This window comes from Streptomyces sp. NPDC033270 (assembly GCF_055576575.1).
On record NZ_JBVIRA010000001.1, the window covers coordinates 421,962 to 443,684 of the forward strand.

General features: G+C 72.2%; 22 protein-coding genes and 1 pseudogene. 13 read left to right on the forward strand and 10 right to left on the reverse strand.

Annotated elements, in window-relative coordinates; translation table 11 throughout:
• Window positions 1-60: 60 nt before the first annotated feature.
• Genes ACZ5XZ_RS01895 through ACZ5XZ_RS01905 form a run of 3 tightly spaced genes read right to left on the reverse strand, consistent with a single transcriptional unit; the run spans window position 61 to window position 2,006 of the window.
• Window positions 61-687, reverse strand: a complete 627-nt coding sequence (locus ACZ5XZ_RS01895) for a class I SAM-dependent methyltransferase (RefSeq protein WP_468973569.1) — start codon at window positions 685-687, stop codon at window positions 61-63.
• Between the two features lie 9 nt (window positions 688-696).
• Window positions 697-1,581, reverse strand: a complete 885-nt coding sequence (locus tag ACZ5XZ_RS01900; protein ID WP_468973571.1) for an NmrA family NAD(P)-binding protein — start codon at window positions 1,579-1,581, stop codon at window positions 697-699.
• Complete coding sequence (locus ACZ5XZ_RS01905) at window positions 1,578-2,006, reverse strand: nuclear transport factor 2 family protein (protein ID WP_468974157.1); 429 nt, start codon at window positions 2,004-2,006, stop codon at window positions 1,578-1,580. The genes ACZ5XZ_RS01900 and ACZ5XZ_RS01905 overlap by 4 nt, the downstream gene beginning before the upstream one ends.
• Window positions 2,007-2,111: 105 nt before the next feature.
• Between ACZ5XZ_RS01905 and ACZ5XZ_RS01910 the strand changes: the two genes are divergently transcribed.
• From ACZ5XZ_RS01910 to ACZ5XZ_RS01920, 3 genes are all read left to right on the forward strand, one after another.
• Window positions 2,112-2,732: a TetR/AcrR family transcriptional regulator gene (locus ACZ5XZ_RS01910; RefSeq protein ID WP_468973573.1), complete on the forward strand. Its 621-nt coding sequence runs from the start codon at window positions 2,112-2,114 to the stop codon at window positions 2,730-2,732.
• Between the two features lie 221 nt (window positions 2,733-2,953).
• Window positions 2,954-3,328: a peptidase inhibitor family I36 protein gene (locus ACZ5XZ_RS01915; protein ID WP_468973575.1), complete on the forward strand. Its 375-nt coding sequence runs from the start codon at window positions 2,954-2,956 to the stop codon at window positions 3,326-3,328.
• A 120-nt stretch (window positions 3,329-3,448) separates the two neighbouring features.
• Window positions 3,449-4,318, forward strand: coding sequence for a hypothetical protein (locus ACZ5XZ_RS01920; RefSeq protein ID WP_468973576.1), 870 nt, complete (start codon window positions 3,449-3,451; stop codon window positions 4,316-4,318).
• 31 nt (window positions 4,319-4,349) lie between these two features.
• Here ACZ5XZ_RS01920 and ACZ5XZ_RS01925 read toward each other — a convergent pair whose 3' ends face one another.
• Complete coding sequence (locus tag ACZ5XZ_RS01925) at window positions 4,350-5,162, reverse strand: phytanoyl-CoA dioxygenase family protein (protein WP_468973577.1); 813 nt, start codon at window positions 5,160-5,162, stop codon at window positions 4,350-4,352.
• A gap of 121 nt (window positions 5,163-5,283) precedes the next feature.
• On the opposite strand from ACZ5XZ_RS01925, the gene ACZ5XZ_RS01930 reads away from it, so the two are divergent.
• The 3 genes from ACZ5XZ_RS01930 (at window position 5,284) to ACZ5XZ_RS01940 (ending at window position 9,002) form a co-directional block, all read left to right on the forward strand.
• Window positions 5,284-6,153 carry an SMI1/KNR4 family protein gene (locus tag ACZ5XZ_RS01930; RefSeq protein ID WP_468973579.1) on the forward strand — a complete coding sequence of 290 codons (870 nt, stop codon included), beginning with the start codon at window positions 5,284-5,286 and terminating at the stop codon, window positions 6,151-6,153.
• 524 nt (window positions 6,154-6,677) lie between these two features.
• A complete protein-coding gene (locus ACZ5XZ_RS01935) occupies window positions 6,678-7,445 on the forward strand; it encodes a hypothetical protein (RefSeq protein ID WP_468973581.1) in 768 nt (255 codons plus the stop codon).
• A gap of 456 nt (window positions 7,446-7,901) precedes the next feature.
• Window positions 7,902-9,002 carry a PP2C family protein-serine/threonine phosphatase gene (locus ACZ5XZ_RS01940; protein ID WP_468973583.1) on the forward strand — a complete coding sequence of 367 codons (1,101 nt, stop codon included), beginning with the start codon at window positions 7,902-7,904 and terminating at the stop codon, window positions 9,000-9,002.
• Between the two features lie 35 nt (window positions 9,003-9,037).
• Here the strand turns inward: ACZ5XZ_RS01940 and ACZ5XZ_RS01945 are convergent, their stop codons facing one another.
• Window positions 9,038-9,898 (reverse strand): YwqG family protein, encoded by an 861-nt coding sequence (locus ACZ5XZ_RS01945; protein WP_468973585.1) that lies wholly within the window; start codon window positions 9,896-9,898, stop codon window positions 9,038-9,040.
• 129 nt (window positions 9,899-10,027) lie between these two features.
• Window positions 10,028-10,168, reverse strand: a pseudogene (locus ACZ5XZ_RS01950) (DNA-binding response regulator); the annotation flags it as partial.
• Window positions 10,169-10,312: 144 nt separating this feature from the next.
• On the opposite strand from ACZ5XZ_RS01950, the gene ACZ5XZ_RS01955 reads away from it, so the two are divergent.
• From ACZ5XZ_RS01955 to ACZ5XZ_RS01965, 3 genes are all read left to right on the forward strand, one after another.
• Entirely contained in the window at window positions 10,313-10,858 is a 546-nt protein-coding gene (locus tag ACZ5XZ_RS01955; RefSeq protein ID WP_468973586.1) for an EF-hand domain-containing protein, read from the forward strand.
• Window positions 10,859-11,081: 223 nt separating this feature from the next.
• A complete protein-coding gene (locus ACZ5XZ_RS01960; protein ID WP_468973588.1) occupies window positions 11,082-11,756 on the forward strand; it encodes a hypothetical protein in 675 nt (224 codons plus the stop codon).
• A gap of 244 nt (window positions 11,757-12,000) precedes the next feature.
• A complete protein-coding gene (locus tag ACZ5XZ_RS01965) occupies window positions 12,001-13,815 on the forward strand; it encodes an alkaline phosphatase family protein (RefSeq protein WP_468973590.1) in 1,815 nt (604 codons plus the stop codon).
• Window positions 13,816-13,851: 36 nt separating this feature from the next.
• On the opposite strand, the gene ACZ5XZ_RS01970 is transcribed toward ACZ5XZ_RS01965, so the two are convergent.
• The gene (locus ACZ5XZ_RS01970; protein ID WP_468973592.1) at window positions 13,852-14,610 is read right to left on the reverse strand and encodes a DeoR/GlpR family DNA-binding transcription regulator; all 759 of its coding nucleotides are present in this window, start codon (window positions 14,608-14,610) and stop codon (window positions 13,852-13,854) included.
• A 73-nt stretch (window positions 14,611-14,683) separates the two neighbouring features.
• Between ACZ5XZ_RS01970 and ACZ5XZ_RS01975 the strand changes: the two genes are divergently transcribed.
• On the forward strand, window positions 14,684-15,898 hold the full coding sequence (locus ACZ5XZ_RS01975) for an MFS transporter (RefSeq protein ID WP_468973594.1): 1,215 nt from the start codon (window positions 14,684-14,686) through the stop codon (window positions 15,896-15,898).
• Between the two features lie 27 nt (window positions 15,899-15,925).
• On the opposite strand, the gene ACZ5XZ_RS01980 is transcribed toward ACZ5XZ_RS01975, so the two are convergent.
• The 3 genes from ACZ5XZ_RS01980 to ACZ5XZ_RS01990 all read right to left on the reverse strand — a co-directional run bounded on the left by ACZ5XZ_RS01980 (window position 15,926) and on the right by ACZ5XZ_RS01990 (window position 18,178).
• Window positions 15,926-16,783: an SAM-dependent methyltransferase gene (locus tag ACZ5XZ_RS01980; protein ID WP_468973596.1), complete on the reverse strand. Its 858-nt coding sequence runs from the start codon at window positions 16,781-16,783 to the stop codon at window positions 15,926-15,928.
• A gap of 38 nt (window positions 16,784-16,821) precedes the next feature.
• Window positions 16,822-17,019: a hypothetical protein gene (locus ACZ5XZ_RS01985; protein ID WP_468973598.1), complete on the reverse strand. Its 198-nt coding sequence runs from the start codon at window positions 17,017-17,019 to the stop codon at window positions 16,822-16,824.
• 307 nt (window positions 17,020-17,326) lie between these two features.
• Window positions 17,327-18,178 carry a helix-turn-helix transcriptional regulator gene (locus ACZ5XZ_RS01990; protein ID WP_468973600.1) on the reverse strand — a complete coding sequence of 284 codons (852 nt, stop codon included), beginning with the start codon at window positions 18,176-18,178 and terminating at the stop codon, window positions 17,327-17,329.
• Between the two features lie 54 nt (window positions 18,179-18,232).
• Here ACZ5XZ_RS01990 and ACZ5XZ_RS01995 point away from each other — a divergent pair, with 54 nt between their 5' ends.
• From ACZ5XZ_RS01995 to ACZ5XZ_RS02005, 3 genes are all read left to right on the forward strand, one after another.
• Complete coding sequence (locus tag ACZ5XZ_RS01995; RefSeq protein ID WP_468973602.1) at window positions 18,233-19,057, forward strand: SDR family NAD(P)-dependent oxidoreductase; 825 nt, start codon at window positions 18,233-18,235, stop codon at window positions 19,055-19,057.
• Window positions 19,058-19,369: 312 nt separating this feature from the next.
• A complete protein-coding gene (locus tag ACZ5XZ_RS02000) occupies window positions 19,370-21,454 on the forward strand; it encodes a SpoIIE family protein phosphatase (protein WP_468973604.1) in 2,085 nt (694 codons plus the stop codon).
• Window positions 21,451-21,699 carry a hypothetical protein gene (locus tag ACZ5XZ_RS02005; RefSeq protein ID WP_468973606.1) on the forward strand — a complete coding sequence of 83 codons (249 nt, stop codon included), beginning with the start codon at window positions 21,451-21,453 and terminating at the stop codon, window positions 21,697-21,699. Before ACZ5XZ_RS02000 ends, ACZ5XZ_RS02005 begins: the two co-directional genes overlap by 4 nt.
• Window positions 21,700-21,723: the final 24 nt, after the last annotated feature.

The window sequence follows — 21,723 nt, forward strand, 5'->3', positions numbered from 1 at the left end:
ACCGCCCCGCAGGTCCTCGCCGCAGCGATGGGGGACCCGGCCATGACCCACTGGACAGGCCTAGCGATCGCCTGGTTCCACGCCCGAGGTCATCACCACGCGACGCGTACCGAGGACGAGGACGCGGGAATCGACCTCGGTGAATCCGCACTCCGCCGCCCGGACGCTCGCCTCCTGCGCGGTCCGGGGCAGCGGCAGATCGCGGGCGACATGACCCGAGAAGCGCTCCGACGGACGGAAGTGCGTGGCCAGGGGCAGCGTGAAGCCCACCCGGCCACCCGGGCGCAGGGCGCGCCGCCAGTCGGCCAGGGCCCGGCGCCCCAGGAAGTGCAGCGAGGACGCGCAGAGCACGACGTCCAGGGAGTGATCGGCCACCGGCAGCGGTACGGCGTCGCCGACCCGCCAGTCGATCGCCGTGTCACGTACCAGGCCCGCGGCACGGGCCCGGCCCACCGCGACCATTCCGGGAGACAGGTCGACGGCCAGGACGGGGTGCGCGGTATCGGGCCGGCTTAGCGCGAGTTGCCGGGCGACGGCTCCCGCTCCGCATGCCACGTCGGCGACCGCGTCGCCCTCACCGGGAGCCACCCATGCGATCAGCGCCCGTGCGATGTCCTCGTGGTGCCGGTGATCGTAGCTGTCGGCCAGTTCGTCGAAGGCCCCGGCCAGCATCGCGCTCTGCGTCACCGTCCGATCCTAAGGCCTGTCCGATGGCTCATGGCCGGGCCCACATCCCAGCTCCCGTTCGGCGACCGCCCGGAAACCGTGCGGCGGGCGTCCGGTGAGGCGCCGGACGGTGTCGGTGGTCCGGTCCTCGGCTCCCTCGGCGATGGCACGGTCCATGCCGGCCAGCATGGCGGCGAACTCCGGCGGCAGCTGCGCGGCCAGACGGTCCCGCAGCTGTTCGTACGTCAGGGGACGGTGGGCCACGGGGCGGCCGGTGACCTCCGTGATGACGGTGGCGATGTCGTCGTGGCTGAGCGCCTCCGGCCCGGTCAGGATCAGCTCGGAGTCGGGCGCGTGGTCGTCGGTCAGGGCGTGTACGGCGACGGCGGCGATGTCGTCGGCGTCGACGAATCCGACCCGGCCGGCCCCCGTCGCGGTCAGGATGACGCCGTCCTCACGGATGCTGTGGGCGTGGCCGTGTGTGCCGGTGAAGTTCTGCATGAACCAGGAGGGGCGCAGTACCGCCCACTGCTCGAACAGGCCGGGCAGGGCCCCGTGCACCGCCCCCACCGCCGGGCCCCCTTCGGGGATGGCCGAGGAGCTGAGGAGCACCACGCGGTGGACTCCGACGGCGCGGGCCTGGCGGAGGAAGGGCAGCATGACCGCGGCCGGGTCCGGATCCCCCACGGGCGGGACGAGATAGGCGCGGTCGGCTCCGCTGAGGGCGCCGTCGAAGGTGGCGGGGTCGTACCAGTCGAAGCGGACCGGTTCCGCGCCCGCGACCGGGGTGGCGCGGCGGCTGGCGGCCTTGACGCGGTGGCCGGCGGCGGTCAGCCGCGTCGCGGTACGGCTGCCGGTGGTGCCGGTGGCACCGACCACGAGGGTGGCGGCGGTGCTGGTGCCGGTGCCGGTCATCGGGCGTCGCTCCTGGTGAAGTCCATGCCGGGGGCGTGGACGGCGAGGGGGTTCCAGTAGTCGCGGTAGGAGGTGAAGCGTCCGTCCCGCACGGACACGACGGCGATATAGGTCATGTCGAAGGGGCCGCCGGTCTCCACCACCCGGCCCACGCCCCGCATCTCGACGACGATGGTCCCGGGGGCGGTGGTCTGGTGGATCCGCACGTCGGGGAAGTCGTGCAGGTCGATGTGGTCGGGATAGTCGCGCATATAGGCGGCGATGGCCTCCCTGCCGTCCAGCCGCTCGGGCCAGCCGGGGGGAGCGAAGGGGAACTCCATGACGCCGTCCGCGGCCCACAGGCCGACCCAGGCGGGAATGTCCTTGTCCAGCAGAAGCCGCAGGCCATGGCGGTACAGATCTGGGGGCGAGGTGTGCGCGGGCATGGTTCCAGGCATGAGTCCTCCGTCGCGTACGATGACGATGCGGACCGACGGTCCGCTTCTGTGAAGATACGGACCGCCGGTCCGCATCGCAACTGGAGGAACCACATGACCGAGCGCAGACCGCGCAAGGACGCGGCGCGCAACCGGGCGGCCGTCCTCGCGGCAGCCGACGCGCTCTTCGCCCGCTGCCAGAGCCCGGAGGAGGTCACCATGGCCGACGTCGCGGCGGCGGCCGGTGTCGGCAAGGGAACGCTCTTCCGTGCCTTCGGCGATCGCACCGGGCTGATCCGTGCGCTGTACGAAGCCCGCCTCGAACCGATCGGAAGCGCCGTCGAGGAGGGCCCGCCACCCCTGGGGCCCGCCGCCCCGCCGCTTCAGCGCGTACCGGCCCTGCTCGACGCCGTCCTGTGCTTCAAGCTCGACAACCGCCACCTCGCGCTGGCCCTGGAGCAAACCGGCAGCGACAGCCCCTATCGCACCGAACACTACGAGCGGTGGCACGCCCTGCTCCGGGACTTGCTGGAGCGGATTCCGCATCCGATCGACAGCGATTTCACCGCCCACGCGCTGCTCGCCGCCACCCGAGCCGACCTCGTCGAGTACCTGGCCGGCGAGAAGCGCGTGTCCCGCGAGGAGATGCGAGGGCAGCTGGCGGCCTTCATCGCCGGAGTCCTCGGTACCCCTCCGGGGCTCGGCGGCAACTGCCCTGCGCCCTCAGGCGGTTAGCGCCGTCAGCAAGGGTTCCATCGCCCTTCAGGTGGAAGCGCCGTTCCTCCGCTCGGGGGAGCCGGATGCGTCTGGGGCAGGAAGTGGGGGTCGGCGGCGCCGGACAGCATGGAACCCATGAGCGCAGGGGCCGCCCCCTCCCGCTTCGGGACTTGGGCGGGCCCGCCGGCGCTTCACCGACGTCACGTACAGCGCGTGACAACTAGCCAAAGGGGCACACCATGCCTGTCCGTCATATAGCCGCCGCGGGCCTCGCCGTAACCGCACTCACGCTCGGTGCCGCTCTGCCGGCCGCTGCCGACAGCCACACGGGCGTTGCCGATGCCCAGCGCGTGGTCAAGAAGGTCAAGGTCTACCAGGACGCCAACTTCAGGAACAGGAACACGACCTTCACCCACAACATGCGGAACCTGGAGCACGACGGCTGGAACGACACCATCAGCTCCGCCCAGAACCAGGGCAACCGCACGGTCACGTTCTACTCGAAGGCCGGCTACACGGGCGCCAGCTTTCTCCTGAAGCCGCACCACAGTGAGGCCCACTTCGGCGACCACAGCGGCATGCACGACTCCACGAGCTCCATTGAGTTCAGCTGACAGCAGGCCCGTTCCGTAAGCCACTGCTGACGGGCGGGGTGCGGCGACTGGGCCGCACCCCGCCCTACCTGCCACCGCACCTTCTCCCCACACACCGCGCAAGCACGACGAGAGGCAACCATGTCGCTCTCCCGCGCCCGGGCCACCACCGCGCTCGCACTGCTGCTCCTGGCCACCACCGCCTGCACAGCCGCGGAGCACGAGACCACGCCCGCTCCGCACTCCCCGCCTGTGTCCCGGCAGGCCGAGCCGCTCCGGCTGCCACTGGACGCTTACGCGTCGACCGTGGCCGAGACCCACGTAGTGGAAGACGCACAGGACATTCTCCTGCGCCGGTGCATGAACGACCGGGACCTGGAGTGGAAGACCCTGCCGCCGGTGGACCCCCAGGACACCAAGCCGCCGAACCTCCGACGATACGGAGTCGACGAGGCGGAGGCCGTCCGCTACGGGTACCACCTGCACCCCGACCCGCCGGCGGTGGTACGTCGCAACCGCGCCTGGGAAGAGCGCGAGGCGCTCCCCGCCGAGGTGCAGCGCGCGGCCTACGGGCCCTCCGGCAAGGGCGGCTGCCTCAAGACCGCCCAGCGCCAACTCGTCGGCGACACCGCCCCGCCCGACGACCACGCCTTCAACCAGCTGACCGGCACGGCCCTGGAAGACTCCCGGCGGGCCCCCGAAGTACGCGACACCTTGCGCAAATGGCATGCATGCATGGCGGAGGCAGGCTTCGACTACCCGGACCCCTATGCCGCAGCCGGCGATGAGCGCTGGAAAACGACCGAACCCACACCCGTCGAACGCGCCACCGCCCGCGCCGACGTGGCCTGTCAGAAGTCGACGAAGTTGGTGAAGGTATGGGCGGCGGCCGAGATCCGCATCCAACGTCGTCTGATCCGTCAGAACGCCGACCGTCTGCGCGAGGCGAAAGCCGGCAAGGACCGCTGGCTGACGGCCGCCCGCCGTGTCCTGAACCGTGAGGGTGACTGAGGCGGAACCATGTCTACCCGGTCTACCCGGCCTACCTGGCGCCGCAGTCGGTGCCGTCCCCGTCCGGGCCGGGGGTGTCCTGTCCCAGGCCCCGACGGATCGCGATCTCCACGGGTGAGTACGCGCCGTCGGCCCGCTCCAGTTCGTACGGCGCGGCCGGCATCAGCGGCGGCTGGGCCATGAAGCGCGGCCGCGTCCCATGGTGCGGTTGCGCCGCGTGCACCAGGAACGGATGGCACAGGAAGACGTCGCCCGGGGACCCGGTGGCGAGGGCGAGTGGCCGGTGGTCGGACGCCGCCACCAGGTCGGGCGCAAGGGTCAGCCCGCTCGCCCCGTCCTCCCCGTGCTTCTCCAGCACCTTCGGCACGTCGAGGTGTGAGCCGACCCGGATCCGGGTCGGGGCGTCCTGTTCACCGACCTCGCTGAACAGGAACAGCATCAGCAGTGCCCGGCCCCGGGAGCGCAGATTGGTGAAGTACCAGCTCTCGCCGTCCGGCAGATAGCTCCCCTCGATGTGCCAGCCCGCGTCGTCCGGCTCCTCCTCGTGCGGGAAGCGCAGCGGGAACGTGCCCAGCGAGTAGCGCGGCTCCCAGCGCCCCGCGCCGACCAGCAGGTCGTACGCGTGCTGCAGGGAAGGGGAGTTGGGTGCGGCGGCGAACGGCCCCTGCGCCATGCCGGCCACCCAGTGCACGGGCTGCGTCCACGTCGCCGGATCGTCCGGGTCGCAGCCCGTCTCCCGCCACAGCAGCCGCGCGCAGTCCGCGGCCACGCGCGGCGCGACGGCGCCCTCCAACTTCACGAAGCCGTCGCGGAGGAAGCGGGATACCAAAGTCGTGTCATCCATGTCCCCATCGTGCGGCGACACCGGTCCCGATCACCCGACACTCTCCGCACCGTATTTGTCGGGTGTTCACCGAGCCGCTTGTGGCCCCTCTGCTCTCGGACGTCGGTTCTAAGGTGTGCGCATGATCGATGCCCACAGCCCCCTTGCCCGCGTCATCGAACGGGTGCCACCGCCCGCCGAGGCGGTCAACGGACACGGCGACTGGGCCGATGCCGAGCGGGCGCTGGGCACCCGGTTGCCGGACGACTACAAACAGCTGGTCGAGACCTACGGCCGCGGTGACTTCTGGGGCGCACTGTGCCTGTGCACCCCGTTCGGCGACGACAACCCGGTCCGGCTCGAAGCACACCTCCTGGAGGACTTCGGGCCGATGCGCGAGCGCTGCCCCGAGGACCACCCCCATCCCTTCTTCCCGGAACCGGGCGGGCTGCTCACCTGGGCGGTGACCGACGACGCAGCGCAGGTGTGCTGGTTGACCGAAGGGCCGCCCGAGTCCTGGCCGGTGGTGATCTGGTCACGGGACAACGACTACGAGCGATTCGACGGCGGGGCCGCCGCGTTTCTCGACGGGTGGGTCAGCGGCCGCATCAGCTCCGAACTCCTGCACCGCGAACCGGAAGCCGCCCCCTGGTTCGATGCGGCGATCGACCGCGACCACATCTACGTCCGCCTGGACGAAGGAAACCTCCCCTACACCGAGCGCCTTCGGATCCTGCGCGACGCGCTCGCCCCCACCTCGGACCGCGGTGGTTACGCACACAACGGCAACCGTCAGGACCACTTCGTCGTCACCGAGCCCGGGTGGCAGCTGACGTACGAGACGGCCTACGGGCATCAGCTCCGGGTCGCCTTCCCGCCCGGCGACAGCGAGAGGGCCCGCCGCGAAGTGCTCCGCGCCATCGACCGCATGGGGTGTGCCGTGCAGGCCATCGACACCATCCACGGCACGTCGTCCTGGGCCGCCGGCCCTGCTCCGTCGGGCCGGTCCTAGGGCCGGCCGGTCCGACGCATGGCGCGCGTAAGCCGTCCGACAGGCCCGAGCGCCTCGCCATCGGGTATTCCTCCGTCCTTGCGCCCGATGGCGGGCGGGTTCGGCGGGCGAACTCGACGGTTTCGTGGGGTGTGCTCTGGAGAGGCGCGTGATGCGGGGGTGTGACACGGACGGGAGGCGACGTGGCGGACCAGGGCGACAGTGCGGATACGAGTGCGGGTGCGACGGGCGGACCGGACGGGGCGAGCGGGACGAGTCGCCGGACGGTGCTCGCCGCCACCGTGGCGACGGGGCTCGGACTCCTGGCGGGATGCGGTGAATCGGCAGGGCCGGACGATCCGTCGAACGGTGCGCCGCCACCCCCGCGGGCGTCGGAGCCGCCGGGTCCGTCCCGGTCCTCGAAGCCCTCGGCCTCCGCGGAGCAGTCCCCTCCCGCCTCCGCGGAGCCGTCGCGTTCCGCGTCCGCCGGTTCCGGTCGGCACAACGCGCATCGCCGACCGGAACTCCCGCGTGGTGGGCGGGAGTTGTTCCCCCGATACCGGCTGGTGGGCTTCTGCGGGGTGCCCGGTGCGGCGGCGCTCGGCCGACTCGGCACAGGCGACCTGCGCGCCCGGGCCGCCGAGGTGGAGAAGGTGGCGCACGGGTACGCCGCCGGGCGTGAGCCGCTGCCGGTGCTGGAACTGCTGGCGACGGTCGCCAACGCGTCGGCCGGGCGCGACGGCACCTACCGTTCGCGGACACCGGCCGCCACGATTCGACGCTTCCACGGCATGGCCCGCGAGCGGCGTGCGCTGCTCCTGCTGAACATCCAGCCCGGCCGCGCGGCCCCCCTCGACGAGGTGCGGGCGCTGCGCGAGTGGCTGGTCCATCCCGATGTCGGCATCGCACTCGACCCGGAGTGGGAGATGGGGCCCGGCGAGGTGCCGGGCGGGAAGTACGGGCACACCAGTGGTCGGGAGGTGACCCGCGTCGCCCGCTACCTCTCCGGCCTGGTGGCGGAGCACGACCTGCCGGAGAAGCCGCTGGTCTTCCACCAGGTCGCGGAGTCCGTCCTGCGGGCGGAGTCCGCGCTGCGGCCGCAGCCCGGCGTTGCGCTGATCAAGAGCGTCGACGGGATCGGCTCGCCGGGGCTGAAGCGGGGCACCTGGCGCCGGCTGGTGGCGCGGCTGCCCGCCGGCGTCCACTCCGGCTTCAAGCTGTTCTACGAGGAGGACGCGGAGGGGAGCCGCTTGATGACCCCGAAGGAGGTCCTCGCGCTCACCCCGCGACCGGAGTACGTGATGTACGAGTGAGGGGGTGCGCACCGAGTCGATGTGCTCGAACCCGGCTCCCTCGGACGCACCCCAGGGCTGCCCGGCGGCCCTTCAAAGAGCTCGACGAAGGGCAGCCTGCTTGCTACAGGAACGGCCAGATCCTATGAGTCGGCAGGCCGGGGGATGAGACGCGCCGCGGCGGAGCGGGCCGCGGCCAGTGCCCGGCCGCGGTCGCTGCCGCGCTGGCCGAGGACGACCCGGTGTGCGGATGGCGCAGCAGTCGGACGCGGACGCGGACACGATCGGGACGACGGGGGCGCCGCGCGCCCCTGTCCGCCGCGGGCCACCGCATGCTCCGGGAGGGCCCGAGCGCGAGGAGTGGAACACTCACCCCCGGCGAGGCAGGCTGTACGCATGTGGTCGCTCTTCCGCGCACGCCCCCCGCCAGGAGGGGCGGGCGGTCATAGCCGGGTCCTCTTCAGGTTCGCGCAGTGTGTGCCGTTCGTGATCGTACTGCTCGGGCTGGGGATCGAGCTCTCACCCGCCCACGTCCTGTACACCGGCCCTCTCCTCACCGCGATGCCGGCACTGGCCTCGCTGACGATGGGCCCGAAAGGCACGCTCTCCGTAGCGGCCGGGGCCCTGGGCGTCAGCTTGCTCACCACCACCCTGCACCAGGCGTGGGGCGGCCAGCAGATCTACAGCAACCTCCTGGGGCTGCTCGTGGTCTCCGTCGCCAGCGTCACCACGAGTAGCGCCGTGCGCACACGAAGGCAGGGCGAGCTCGATCAGGTGCGCCGGGTCGCCGTGGCGGCCCAACAAGTCCTCCTGCGGCCGGTACCCGCCCGGCTGGGGCCGGTGCGGGTGGCCAGCGTGTATCTCGCGGCCGAGTCGGAAGCGGAGATCGGCGGTGACCTGTACGAGGTGGTGCACACCCGGTACGGGGTGCGGATGATCATGGGGGACGTCCGCGGCAAGGGTCTGCCTGCCGTGCGCCTGGCCGCAGCCGTGCTGGGCGCGTTCCGGGAGGCGGTGCACTACGAGGACGACCTGGTGGAGGTCATGAACCACTGCGCGGCCGCACTGCGGCGGGAGTGTGCCGCGCCGGGTGCGGTCGGCCGGGCCGAGGAGGAGAATCGGGCGGAGGACTTCGTCACCGCGCTCGTGGCCGAGGTGCCCGACGAGCCCGTGGTGCAGGTGGTCAACCGCGGCCATCCGCCTCCACTGCTGCTGCGCCGGGGCAAGGTCCAGGCACTGACGCCCAGCTCGCCCCTGCCGCCGCTCGGCCTGGAAGACTTCATCACCGGCCCTCCCACCAAGGCGGAGAGCTATCCCTTCCCACCCGGTGACCGCCTGCTGCTGCACACCGACGGGGTGATCGAAGCCCGCGATCGGCACAACGACTTCTTCGACCTGCCCCAGGCCATGGAAGCGGTGCACACCTGCACCCCGCCGGAGTTCCTGAACCAGCTGCACCAGGCATTGATCCGCCACGCGCAGGGCCGCCTGGCCGACGACGCCGCGATGCTCCTCGTCGACCGACGCGACGAGAGGGAGATGCCGGACGAACGCGGCCGGGACGACTCCGTCAGTTGATGACACCCGGGTCGGCCAGGCCGGACGGACTCCCGTCAGCCGCACTGCCAGGTGAACATCGCGCGGTCGAAGCGGCGATCGGCGAGGTCCTCGGGGCGTATGAGCCAGTAGAGGGCGCCACAGTCACCCCACATCATGTCGGCGTCGTCATCCGTGTCGAACTGGGCGAGCAGCACCCAGCGCAGAGCCTCCTCCTCGATGCGGGGGTCGTCCCACGGCGGGCTGTCCAGGGCGCCGCGGGCGACCTCGAACTCCACCGCGTCCTGCACCGGGTTCGCGTGCCCGCCGATGCGGTGCTCCGTGCCCTCGCCGTGGTCCCACAAGGCCTCCTCGAAGTCCTCGTCCCGCACCGGGTGGTCATCGGGCATCGGCGCGAACTCCCGGTGGACCGCCGGATGCCCGAGGTACGGCGCGGTCGTCTCCACGCGCGCCGTCAGCGCTACTTCGGGGAACGGCCGAAGCTCCGCCGGCGCGGCCCGTTCGGCGACCGGAACCCCCGCTGGTATGTACAGCACACGCGCACCCGCCCAGGTGTCGGGCTCATCGGGCGCGACCACCGCAAAGCCGTCGTCCAACTGTCCGTCGAAGTAGAAGAAGGCCAGCGTCCCGTCCGCCGGCAAGGCGATGTCCAGGGCGGCGGAGGGGAGCGCGGCACAGTCGAGTGCGGCGACGAAGGACAGCGGGCCCTTTCCCTCCCATACGGGCCACTCCGCGCTCTCCGGCAACTCCGGCAGGCCGCCGAGCCGGCCGACGACCGGATCCGTGCCCGCGCCCGTATCCGCGGCCTTCTCCAGGCGCAGGCTCGGCCGGAGCAGGCCGATCCACCGCTCGGCGATCTCGGCGGGCAGGTGCTCGCGGGCGAGCGTGTGCAGTGGCTCAGTGGTGCTCTGTGTCATGGGAACGATGATGCACGCACCCACTGACAACGGCCGCGGAGGCCCGGCCCGGGCCCCGCGACCGGCTGGACCTGAGCAGTACTCAGGGGGTGTTCAGGTAGGCGAGGACGGCCAGCACGCGGCGGTTGCCATGGCGGTCCTACCCCCGGCGACGCGCTCCAAGGCGTCGACGAACTGGTCGGCGTCGAACACGCTGTCCTTGAGGAAGTAGCCGATACCACCGGAGCCGTCGGCCAGGAGCTCGCGGGCACAGAGCTGTTCGACGTACTGACGGGTTCACCCCGCTGGTGTCGCGTGGCGGGAGGGCTCGCCGCGGCCTCCGGTCTACCGTGCAGGGCGGACCGCGAAGTCAGCACCACCTCTACCGCTGCTATCGCCTCCCTCACCTCCCTCGCCGAGAAAGGACCTGGTGGCATGACGGAGACCGCCCTTCTGGACAAGTACGCGCACCGATTCCGTGTGCAGGACACGGATGGCGACGGTTTCGTCGACGAGGGCGACCTCGTTCGGCGCGCCGAGATGCTGCTGGCCGGTATGGGGGAGCCGGTGCGGTCCGCGCGCGGCGCGGCGGCGCTGGCCGGCGCGCGGGAGTACTGGCGGGGCCTGGCGAAGCTCGCCGGGGTGGCCGAGGACGGGCAGCTCGCCGAGCCGGCGTTCGTGGACGCCCTGGTGCAGGCGTATGAATCGGGGACGCTCGGCGATCTGGTGCGCCCGTCGGTCGAGGCGCATGTGGCGCTGGTGGACGGCGACGGGGACGGAACGGTCAGCGCCGAGGAGTTTCTGCGCGGCCAACAGGCCGTCGGCATGCCGGCCGGGCAGGCACGGGAGGCGTTCGCGGCTCTGGACCGGGACGGTGACGGACGGCTGACGGTCGAGGAGTGGCAGCAGGCGGTCGTCGAGTACTACACCACTGCCGAGCGGGGCGGTGCGGGCGAGCTGGTCATGGGGTTGCGGGACTGAGCGTCGCGTTGCCGTGTTGCCGCGTTGCCTCGGCGGTGCGGTCGCCGGCGGCAAGGTGGCGCGCAGAGCGGCGCGCAGGGGCGTATGCGGAACCCTGCCGGGCGCACACACCTGACCGTGGATGCCTCGACGCGCCCCGGGCGAGGCATGGACGACGCGCCACGGTCCCGGAACAGTGGACGGGCAGATTTTCCTCCGGCCGCTCGGACCGCGAAGGAGCACCGTGATCCATATCAGCGAGACTCTCGCCCTGCAGACCGTCGAAGACTTTCTGACCGACGACGAGCTCGACGAACTCCGCAAGATCATGGACGACGAACTCGGCACCACCGGCTGGAGGCCCCGCTTCCAGGCCGAGGTGCTCGCCGCCCCACCCGCGGCCGAGGAGATCCTCCAGCACGCCACCGACCGCGCCCTGCCGGCGATCCGCCGGGCCCTGCCGTCCATCCGTGCGGCCGCGCCCTGGGGCTACACCGAACTGACCACCGGTCAGCAGGTGCCCACCCATGTCGACGGCATCCCCGACCCGTCCGTCGCCCCTCGCCGGCTGGGCCGGATCGGCGTCGTACTCGACGAGGCCGACAGCGGAGGCGAGTTCTACATCGAGACCACGTCCGGCGGCAGCGTCTGGAGCGGTCAGACGGTCGGCGAAGCGGAGGGCTTCCTGCCCGGCACGGCGCTGACCCACCGGCTTCCGCACGCACCCGGCCCCGACACCCACCAGCACGAAGGCGAACCCGAATGGCTGGCCACGGCTCACCGGACCCGGTGGACCACCAGCGCGGGCAGCGGCATCGCCGTCGCCTACGGCTCGCAGGTCATCCACGGCGTCACCGGCGTTCACGCGGGCCGCCTGCGGAAGTTCGTCACCGATCTGCTGGACGCACCGGCCCGCTGACCTCTTCCTTCCCTCGACCTCGACCGCCCTGGAGGCCGGACCGTTCACCCGGTCCGGCCTCCAGGCGCGTGTGCGGGAGGTGTCCGCTCCGGCAGCGCCGTCACCCGAAAAAAGCCCGAAGCGCCGGGCAGGTGGTTGAACGCGGCCCGCCCGCAGGCCGTACAGATACAGACAACGGCGGGCGGCGGCCTCCCGGGCGCCGCCCGCCGTGTCGCTGCCGGGCTTCGTAGGGAAGGACCATCGGGTGCCGTACTTGACGCGCTCTCCTCAGCTGCCGGAGACGGACCGGACAACGGAGCCGCCGGACCGGGCAACGGCGTCGGTGGAGGGCCGGACGCCGCAGGAGGGCGGCGCCGAGCCGGCCGCGGGACGAGGTGGGGCCGGTGCGGGTGGCGGCCGGGGCGGCCGGCACCCGGTCGCCGCGCGGGTCCTGGCGCGGACGACCACCGTCCTGTCGGCGGTACTTGTGCTCTTCGCCCTGCTCCTGCCCGATCAGCTCTCCGGCCTCACGCCAGGGCGGTTCGCGCGGATCCCGGTGGAGGGGATCGCCGGTGCCGCGCTGTTGCTCGTACTGCCGCCGAAGGCGCGGCGCGTGGCGGCGGTGCTCGCCGGGGTGACCCTCGGCCTGCTGACCGTCCTCAACCTCCTCGACATGGGCTTCTATTCGGTGCTGGCCCGTCCCTTCGACCCGGTGCTCGACTGGGGCCTGTTCGGCGACGCCGAGTCGTTCCTCAGGGATTCGGCCGGCGAGGCGGGTGCCATAGGCGCCGTGATCGGCGTGGTGGTGCTCGTCCTCGCCTTGCTGGTCCTCATGACGCTGGCGGTCGTCCGGCTGGGCCATGTCCTCGCCCGGCACGGTGCCGCGGCGACGGGCACGACCCTGCTACTGGGCACGTCCTGGGTCGCCGTCACGGCGCTCGGCGTGCAGATCGCCGGAGTTCCGGTCTCTTCCAGGAACGTGGCCGAGCTGGTCGGCGACCGTGTGCACCAGGTGCGTGCGGACCTGAAGGACGAGCGCGAGTTCGCCGAGGCCGCCGCCGGCGACGCCTTCCGTGACACGCCGCCCGGGCGACTGCTGACCGGGCTGCGCGGCAAGGACGTCATCTTCACCTTCATCGAGAGCTACGGGCGCAGCGCCGTCGAGGACCCGAAGATCGCTCCGCAGGTCGATGCGGTACTCGCGGACGGGACCCGCCGACTGCGCAGGGCCGGCTTCTCCGCCCGGAGTGCCTGGCTGACCTCACCGACCGCGGGCGGGGGCAGCTGGCTGGCGCACTCCACCTTCATGTCGGGCCTGTGGATCAGCAACCAGCAGCGCTACCGCACCGTCACCTCCAGCGACCGCCTGAGCCTGACAGGTGCCTTCCGGCGCACGGGGGCCTGGCGGACCGTCGGCATCATGCCGGGCGTCACCCGGTCCTGGCCGGAGGGCACGTTCTACGGTCTCGACCGCGTCTACGACTCCCGGAACCTCGGATACCGCGGCCCCAAGTTCAGCTGGTCGACCATGCCCGACCAGTACAGCCTGTCGGCCTTCGAACGCCTCCAGCACGGCAGGCCGGGCGGCAAGCCCCTGATGTCGGAGATCATCCTGACGTCCAGTCACAACCCCTGGGCGCCGCTGCCCAAGATGATCGGCTGGAACGAGGTCGGTGACGGTTCGGTCTACAACGCCATCGAGAAGGCGGGCAAGAACCCCACGGAGGTGTGGCGGGACCCCGCTCAGGTGCGTACCGAATACGGGCGTGCCATCCAGTACTCGCTGCGCAGCCTCCTCTCCTACGTGGAGAAGTACGGCAACAAGAACACCGTGCTGGTCTTCCTCGGCGACCACCAGCCCGTTCCGGCCGTCACCGGAGAGAACGCCGGCCGGGACGTGCCGGTCGCCCTCGTCGCCCACGATCCGGCCGTGCTGGAACGGATCTCCGGCTGGGGCTGGCAGACCGGCCTGAAGCCCGGCCCGAAGGCACCCGTCTGGCACATGGACGCCTTCCGCGACCGCTTCCTGACGTCCTACGGCCCGCATCCCGGCTCCGCCGCGTCCACCCCGGCCCGGTAACCGGCGCATGACCGGCCGGACGGACGCCGCCGACGCTCACACCGTCCGCACGGTCACGCCCGCGGCGGCCAGCGCGTCGACCTCCTCGCCCGGGGCGGCCTCGTCGGTGACGAGGGTGTGCAGGGCGGCCGCGGGAGCGACGAAGGCGAGGGCGGTGCGGGAGAGTTTGCCGCCCTCCGCGACGGCGACGACGCGGCGGGACGAGGCGATCGCGGCGCGCTTGACGGCGGCGTCGTCGAGGTCGTAAGCGGTCAGGCCGTCCGCCGCGGTCACGCCGCAGCAGCCGAGGACGGCGGTGTCGAAGCGCACGGCGGCCAGCGACGCCGCGGTCAGCGGGCCGGTCAGCGCCAGCTCGCCCGGCCGGGGCCGGCCGCCCGGCACCAGCAGCGTCAGCTGCGGTGCCCCGGTCAGCGCGTTGGCGGCGTGCAGGGAGAGCGGCATCACCGTCAGGCGGCGGTGTTCCAGGGCGTGGGCGACTTCCAGGCAGGTGGTTCCGCTGTCGAGGACGACGGACTCGCCGTCGGCGATCAGTTCGGCGACCGCGGCGGCGAGACGCCGCTTGGTCTCCCGCGCCTCCTGCACCCGCAGCGCGAACGGGGGCTCGTCACCGCGCAGCAGCAGGCTTCTCGCCCCTCCGCGGTAGCGCTCCAACACGCCCTGGTCGGCCAGTACCTCCAGGTCGCGGCGGATGGTCATCTCCGAAGCCCCGGTGAGGGCCGCCAGCTCCGCGACGCCGACGCGGCCGGCCTCGCGTACGGCGTCGGAGATCTGCCTCAGTCGGTCTGTGCTCACCATGCCCACAGTGAACATTGAGATTGCGTGAATGGCAATCTTTCGAACATCAATCATGTTCGATATGTTCGTTCGCATGGAGAGATCGCTACGAGCCGGCCGGCTCGCCACCTTCGTCTACTTCGCCCTGAACGGCTTCCTCATGGGGATGTGGGTCGTGCACATCCCCGCTGTCGAGCACCGTGCCGGGGTCGGCCACGCCGTGCTCGGCTGGCTCCTGCTGCTGCTCGGCGCGGGAGCCTTCGCGGGCATGCAGCTCGCCGGCCGACTCACCGACCGCCTCGGCGCCCGCAGGGTCGTACCGGTCGGCGCGGTGCTGTGCAGCGCCGCGCTCGTCCTGCCGGGACTGGCCACGAACGGCTGGCTGCTGGGAACGGCGCTGCTGGTGCTCGGCTTCGGCAACGGCTGCCTGGACGTCAGCATGAACGCCCACGCCGTCCAGGTGGAGCGCGGCTACCGACGGCCCGTCATGTCCGCCTTCCACGCCACCTTCTCCATCGGCGGCGTCCTGGCCGCGCTGGTCGGCGCGCGCACCCTCGACGGCGGCACGGGCCCGGCGGTCACGCTCGGCGCGGCGGCGCTCCTCGGCCTCGTCGTCACCGTACTGGCGGCTCCCGCGCTGCTACGCCCCGATGCCGCTCGCACCGCGAACGCGCCGACGGGACAGGGCCCCGACGTTCCCGGTCCCACCGCGGCCCGGGCCCGGCCTCGTACGCCCCGGCGTATTTGGCTGCTCGCCGTACTGGCGCTGATGCTCATGCTGTGTGAAGGCGTCGCCAACGACTGGAGCGTGCTCCATCTGCGGGAGGTCCTGGATGCTCCGGCCGCCACCGCCGCCCTCGCCTATGGGGCCTTCGCCACGGCCATGACCCTCGGCCGTCTGCTGACCGACCGGATGGCCGCGCGCTTCGGCCCGGTGGCCATACTCCGCTACGGCGCGTCCGTGGCAGCACTGGGACTGACGGTGGCGGCGCTGTCCCCGTGGACGCCCCTGGCACTGGCCGGCTGGACCCTGTTCGGGGCCGGACTGTCCGGCTGCATCCCCCAGCTCTTCAGCGCCGCGGGCCACACCGACCTGGACGCCGCCGGCGCCAATGTCTCGCGCGTCGCCGGCCTCGGCTACCTCGGCATGCTCGCCGGGCCCGCCCTCATCGGCCCGCTGACCCACCTCGTCCCCCTCAACGTCGCCTTCTTCCTGCCCGTGGCGTGCTGCCTCGTCGCCGCCTGCGCGGCGGGCATCCTGCGTGCCGAGCGTCCCGCTCCCGTCCACCAGGAGGTCGAGGCTGTCTGAGCACGACCTTCCGCCGAGCCGATCGGGTCAGCGCGGTGCAGGGTGGTGGTGCGACTGCTGGCCGGGGATGGTGGCGGTGACCAGCCAGGACGCCGAGGTCCCGGGGGTGGTGTGTGCCATCGCCGCGGCGGGGACGCGACGGTGGGCCACCGCCTGCTGGATCATGTCGTGGGCGTGTGCCCGCCAGCCGTGGCGTGCCAGCCAGGGTTCGGGTCGGCCGGGCAGCGCCGGGTGTGCCACGCCGACGCGGGCCAGATGCCGGCCACTGGGGGCGTCCGCCAGCGCGCGCATGGCTTTTGGGTTGTAGGTGAGGGCGAGCGTGCTGTCCGGCGCCGACAGGCGTCCGACCGCCGTCAACAGCCGGTCGGCGGCCGCCACCTCGAGATACGGCAGGAGCCCTTCGGCAAGCCAGGCGACCGGTTGCGCGGGATCCAGGCCGGCAGCGCACAAGGCGGCGGGCCAGTCCTCGGTCAGGTCAATGGCCAACGGCGTACGACGGCAGGTCGCGGCCGCGCCCTGGCCGGCGAGGACGGGCTCCTTGAACGCCAGCAGTTCGGGTGTGTCGAGCTCGTAGAGGCTGGTTTCGGCCGGCCACGGCAGGCGGAAGGCGCGGGTGTCCAGTCCGGCGCCGAGCAGCACCACCTGTCGGATGCCGCCGACGGTCACGCTCCTGAGGTGCTCGTCGAAGAAGGCCGTCCGGGTCGCCACTGCCACAGGCAGCGCTTCGCAGAACTCGGCGGGAGGGGTGCTGGCTTCCGCACCGGCCGCGGCCAGGAAGGCGGCCGCGTAGTCGTCGGCGAACAGGCGGTCCGGGCGGCGGTGCTCCACCGCCCGGGCCCAGGCGACCCACAGGGCGGTGGTGCCCGGCGAGCGCGAGGAGATCACGTGACTCATGGTGTGTGCCGGCTCCACCGCGGACTGCTTCAGATACCACCCAGAAGGCCCAGCAAGCCGTCGAGGGGGCCCCCGTCGCCACCGGCAGGCTCGGCGGCGGCCTCCTTCGACAGGGGGGCGGCCTGTGCGTGCTGGGCCGCCGAGGCGGGCTGGGTGCCGGCCAGGGCGAGGGTGGCAAGGGCCAGGGGCAGCGCCGAGGTGATGACGGTGACGCGGACGGATCTCATGCTGTACCTCCAGGATGATCGGTAAGGTGCCGGAGCCCGCTATGCATCCGTGTTCGTGGTTTTGCGGGCAATACCATGCCTAACGCGCCGCGGGAACGACGAAACACCGACCGGGCCCGACGTCATTCGTTCGGCGCACCCCACGATCCGCCCGCGGCACGTACGACTCCCGCCGCGCCCGTTCGGTCAAGGCCGGCGGCGGCCGCCTCCAGCGCCCCGGCGAGAGGCTCGTTTCCGATGCCGTCGGGGAGGAAGCCGTCGGGGGCGAGCGGGAGCATGCGCCATCGTGCGCAGGAGCGCATACCGGCTAGCCGGGCACGGCCATGCGCTGCGTGCCGACGACGGACAGCAGCCGCATCGCCTCCGCGGACGGCGACCCGGGGGTGGCGGTGTAGATGACCACGCGCTGGTCCCGGTCGGTGATGTCCAGGACGTCGCAGGCCACGGCGACGGGGCCGACCAGTGGATGTTCGAAGGTCTTGCAGAGGGTGGGCCGGGCGGCCACGTCGTGGGCGGCCCAGAGCCGGGCGAACTCCTCGCTTCCGGCGAGGAGTTCCGCCACCAGACCGGTCACTTCGGGGTCGTCGGGATAGCGGGCCGCGGCGGCGCGCAGGTGCTGGGCCGAGGTCCGGGCGAACTCCTCCGCGTCCGAGGCTCCGTACAGCCGTCGGCCGTCCCGGTACGGCCCGAGGAAGTGACGCCGGATGAGGTTCCGGTCGCGGCGCGACAGGGCGGAGAAGTCCTCCAACAGGGCGGTCGCCAGGTGGTTCCAGGCGATGACCTCGTACGTCGCCGACATCACGAGCGCCGCGGCCTCCGGCAGCCGGTGCAGCAGGTCGACGACGCTCTGCCGCACCTCTCGTGACGGCCCGGCCGGGGGCCCGGGCGGGGCACCGGCGAGGTGGTGGAGGTGGTCGCGCTCGGCGTCCGACAGGCGCAGGGCGCGGACGAGTTGGGCCAGCACCTCCCGCGAGGGGTGCGGCGCGCGGGCCTGCTCCAGCCGCGTGTAGTACTCGGTCGAGATGAACGCCAGCTGCGCCACCTCCTCGCGGCGCAGTCCCGGGGTGCGGCGGCGCGGCCCGGCGGGCAGCCCCGCGTCGGCGGGGGTGATGCGCTCACGCCTGCTGCGCAGGAAGTCGGCCAATTCTCTTCGATTCACCTCCCCAGTGTGCGCGGGGACCGAAGTGCCCAGCCAGGTACTGCCGGTGCCTGGATGAGCGGGGCGGCCGGACACAGGCTCGTCGGCATGAACCACACACCGACCACATCCACCGCGACCGCCGGCCTGCTCGCCGACAAGGTCGCCTTCATCACCGGTGCCGGCAGGGGCATCGGCGCGGCGGCGGCGCGGCTGTTCGCCAGGGAGGGCGCCCGGGTCCTGCTCGCGGCCCGCACGGAGTCCCAGCTCAAGGCGGTGACCGAGGAGATCCGGGCGGCCGGCGGCAGCGCGGACTATGTGCTGTGCGATCTGTCCGACGCAGACAGCGTCCGTGCCGCCGTCCACCGGGCCGTGGAGCTCTACGGCCGCCTCGACGTCGCCTTCAACAACGGCGCGACGGGCCAGCCGCCCGGCCCGATGGATCAGCTGTCGGAGGCCGACTTCGACCACGTCTGCGCCGTCGACTTCAAGGGCCCGTGGCTGGCCATGACCGCCGAGATCGCCGCCATCCGCGACACCGCGAAGCGGGGCGCCATCGTCAACACCTCCAGCGTCGGCAGCCTGATGGGCAACCCCTGGCTGCCCGCCTACGGTGCGGCGAAGCGGGCGGTCAACAGCCTCACCGCATCGGCCGCCACCACCTACGGCCCCGAGGGCATCCGCGTCAACGCCATCGCCCCGGGCACCACGCTCACCGAGATGCTCTACGAGTGGGACGAGAAGTCCCCCGGCACCATCGATCAGCTCAACGCCCAGACCCCGCTGGGCCGCGCGGCCGATCCCGACGAGATCGCCCAGGCCGCCGCCTGGCTCCTCAGCGACCGCTCCTCCTACGTCACCGGCACGGTCCTCCGGGTGGACGGGGGGATGCGCGCCTGAGCCGGCCGGTACCGGCGGGCGGCGGTGACTCCGCGGTCTCCACCCGCGACATGCGGTGGGGAGACTGCGGTAGTCGCCGAAATACAGGGCGTTACCCGAGTGAGGGAGCCGGGGCCGGCGGTAAGGCCCTGTCAGGCGTTCTGTGCGGTGAGCGCGGGGCCGCGGCCGCCGACGAGGTGTCCGCTCGGCCGGTCCGGGGGGACCATGGAAGCCGGAGCACTCACGGGACGTGGCGACGGGCCACATCCGCCGGTAGGCCACGGACCGGAGCGAGGGGAGTGCGGGCGGGTCCGGCGACGGAAGGAGGCCCGGGTGAGCGCAGCCGATGACCTTCCGGGCGTCCCTGCCGAGCCGGAAGGGGGGCCGCCCCGGCCGAGCGGACTGCTGGATCTCCTCGGCGTCGCCGCGGTGCTGCTGGACGCCGAGGGGCGGATCGTCCTGTGGAGTCCGCAGGCCGAGGACCTGTACGGCTACCCGGCCGAGGAGGCGCTCGGACAGTACGCCGCCCAGCTGCTGGTCAAGGAACAGCACTGGGACCTGGTGCTCAAGGAATTCACCAAGGTCATGGAGACCGGCAAGAGCTGGGGCGGCACGTTCCCCGTGCGGCACAAGGACGGCACCGCGCGGCTGGTGGAGCTGCGCAACATGCGGCTGCTCGACGACCGCGGCGACTTCTACGCACTCGGGCTCGGCACCGACTCACCGACGCTGCGCGAGGTGGAGCGGGACGTCGCCCTGTCCACCCGGCTGATCTCCCAGTCGCCCATCGGGCTGGCGATCCTCGACACCGATCTGCGGTACGTCGCCGTCAACCCGGCCCTGGAACGGATGCACGGCATCCCCGCGAAGGACCACCTCGGCCGGCACTACCGCGAGATCATGACCGCGGCGAAGTTCGAGGTCCCGGAGGCCGCGATGCGCAAGGTCCTGGTGACCGGGGTTCCCATGGTCGACCAGTCCACCATCGTCGGCCGCACCCCGGCCGACCCGGGGCATCAGCACGCCTGGTCGATCTCGCTGTACCGGCTGGACGACCCCCAGGGGCGCGTGCTCGGGGTCGCCGACCTGGTGGTCGATGTCACCGACCGCTATCAGGCGGCCTTGGAGGCCGCCGAGGCCCGACGGCGCCTGGCCCTGATCGCCGACGGCTCCGCCCGTATCGGCACCACCCTGGAGGTCGACCAGACCGCCCGCGAGCTGGCCGATGTCACCGTTCCCGAACTCGCCGACGTGGTCACCGTCGACGTGCTCGACTCCGTACTGGACGAGCACCGCCCGGCCAGCAGGGACGGCCCCGCGGTCTTCCGCGCCCTCGCGGTCAAGGCCGCCTACCCCAACGAGGCCGTCGAGGCCGTCGATCGCCCCGGTGAGATCGCCGCCTTCGACGCCGACCGCCTGGCCACCCAGTGCGTACGGACCGGCCGGCCGATCCTGATCTCCCACACCGACGCCACCGACCTGGCGCGCATCGCCCGCGACGACCGCGCCGCCGCGCTGCTGGCCCGCGCCGGGGTGCACTCCTACATGCTGGCCCCGCTCACCGCCCGCGGCCACATCCTCGGCTTCCTCGGCCTGAGCCGGGCCCGCAACCCACTGCCCTTCGGCGAGGACGACCTGGCCCTGGCCGCCGAGCTGGCCTCCCGAGCCGCCGTCTGCATCGACAACGCCCGCACGCACCAGAGCGTGCGCGCCGCCGCCGAGACCCTGCAGCGCAGCCTGCTCCCCGACCATCCGCCCCACCGCCCCGGACTGCAGCTCGCCTCCCGCTACCGGCCCGCACTGGCCACCTACGAGATCGGCGGGGACTGGTACGACGTCCTCCCGCTCGTCGGCGACAAGACCGCCCTGGTCGTCGGCGACGTCATGGGCAGCGGCATCGACGCCGCCGCCACCATGGGCCGCCTGCGCACCGCCACCAGCGCCTTCGCCGACCTCGACCTGGACCCCGCCCAGGTCCTCCAGCACCTCGACAAGATCACCGCGGGGCTGGAGCACTACATCGCCACATGCGTCTACGCCACCTACGACCCGCACCGCGCCGAATGCCATATCGCCACCGCCGGCCACCTCCCTCCTGCCCTCGTACGCAGTGGTAGGCGCCCCGAATTCCTCGACCTGCCCACCGGCACTCCGCTGGGAGTCGGCGGCGTCCCCTTCGAGACCACCACCGTCGGCCTCGGCCCCGGCGATCAACTGGTCCTGTACACCGACGGTCTGGTGGAAACCCGCCACCACGCCATCGACGAACGCCTCGAAACCCTCCGCCAGTTGCTCGACGCACCCGACCGCACGCTGGAAGAGACCTGCGACCGGCTCCTGCGCGAACTCCGCCGCCCCGACGACCCGGACGACGTCGCCCTCCTCATCGCCCGCACACGTCCCTTCGCGCGGTCGTGAACGCGGACGGGATTCTGGTGGGCATCGTCAGCCGCTCCGACCTGCTGAAGGTCTTCCTGCGCTCCGACGAGGACCTGGCGGCGGAGGTGCGTACCGAGATCATCGACCGGCTGTTCGCCGAGGACCCGAAGGAAGCGCGGGTCGCGGTCACCGATGGCGTGGTGGATGTGACGTTCGATCTTCCGGCGGACGGGGAGCCGGGGGTGGAGGAGGGGCGTCCGGCATCCGATGATTCGGGTACGTGACGACTCCGGCGCCCGATGGCGGTG

Bases quoted from the DNA above. Each gene is read 5' to 3' on its own strand.
- ACZ5XZ_RS01925 (WP_468973577.1), bottom strand. From the start codon at position 5,162: ATGGATGACACGACTTTGGTATCCCGCTTCCTCCGCGACGGCTTCGTG.
- ACZ5XZ_RS01930 (WP_468973579.1), top strand. From the start codon at position 5,284: ATGATCGATGCCCACAGCCCCCTTGCCCGCGTCATCGAACGGGTGCCA.
- ACZ5XZ_RS01975 (WP_468973594.1), top strand. From the start codon at position 14,684: ATGGAGAGATCGCTACGAGCCGGCCGGCTCGCCACCTTCGTCTACTTC.
- ACZ5XZ_RS01910 (WP_468973573.1), top strand. From the start codon at position 2,112: ATGACCGAGCGCAGACCGCGCAAGGACGCGGCGCGCAACCGGGCGGCC.
- ACZ5XZ_RS01915 (WP_468973575.1), top strand. From the start codon at position 2,954: ATGCCTGTCCGTCATATAGCCGCCGCGGGCCTCGCCGTAACCGCACTC.
- ACZ5XZ_RS01970 (WP_468973592.1), bottom strand. From the start codon at position 14,610: ATGGTGAGCACAGACCGACTGAGGCAGATCTCCGACGCCGTACGCGAG.
- ACZ5XZ_RS01900 (WP_468973571.1), bottom strand. From the start codon at position 1,581: ATGACCGGCACCGGCACCAGCACCGCCGCCACCCTCGTGGTCGGTGCC.
- ACZ5XZ_RS01955 (WP_468973586.1), top strand. From the start codon at position 10,313: ATGACGGAGACCGCCCTTCTGGACAAGTACGCGCACCGATTCCGTGTG.
- ACZ5XZ_RS01905 (WP_468974157.1), bottom strand. From the start codon at position 2,006: ATGCCCGCGCACACCTCGCCCCCAGATCTGTACCGCCATGGCCTGCGG.
- ACZ5XZ_RS01985 (WP_468973598.1), bottom strand. From the start codon at position 17,019: ATGAGATCCGTCCGCGTCACCGTCATCACCTCGGCGCTGCCCCTGGCC.
- ACZ5XZ_RS01945 (WP_468973585.1), bottom strand. From the start codon at position 9,898: ATGACACAGAGCACCACTGAGCCACTGCACACGCTCGCCCGCGAGCAC.
- ACZ5XZ_RS01920 (WP_468973576.1), top strand. From the start codon at position 3,449: ATGTCGCTCTCCCGCGCCCGGGCCACCACCGCGCTCGCACTGCTGCTC.
- ACZ5XZ_RS01995 (WP_468973602.1), top strand. From the start codon at position 18,233: ATGAGCGGGGCGGCCGGACACAGGCTCGTCGGCATGAACCACACACCG.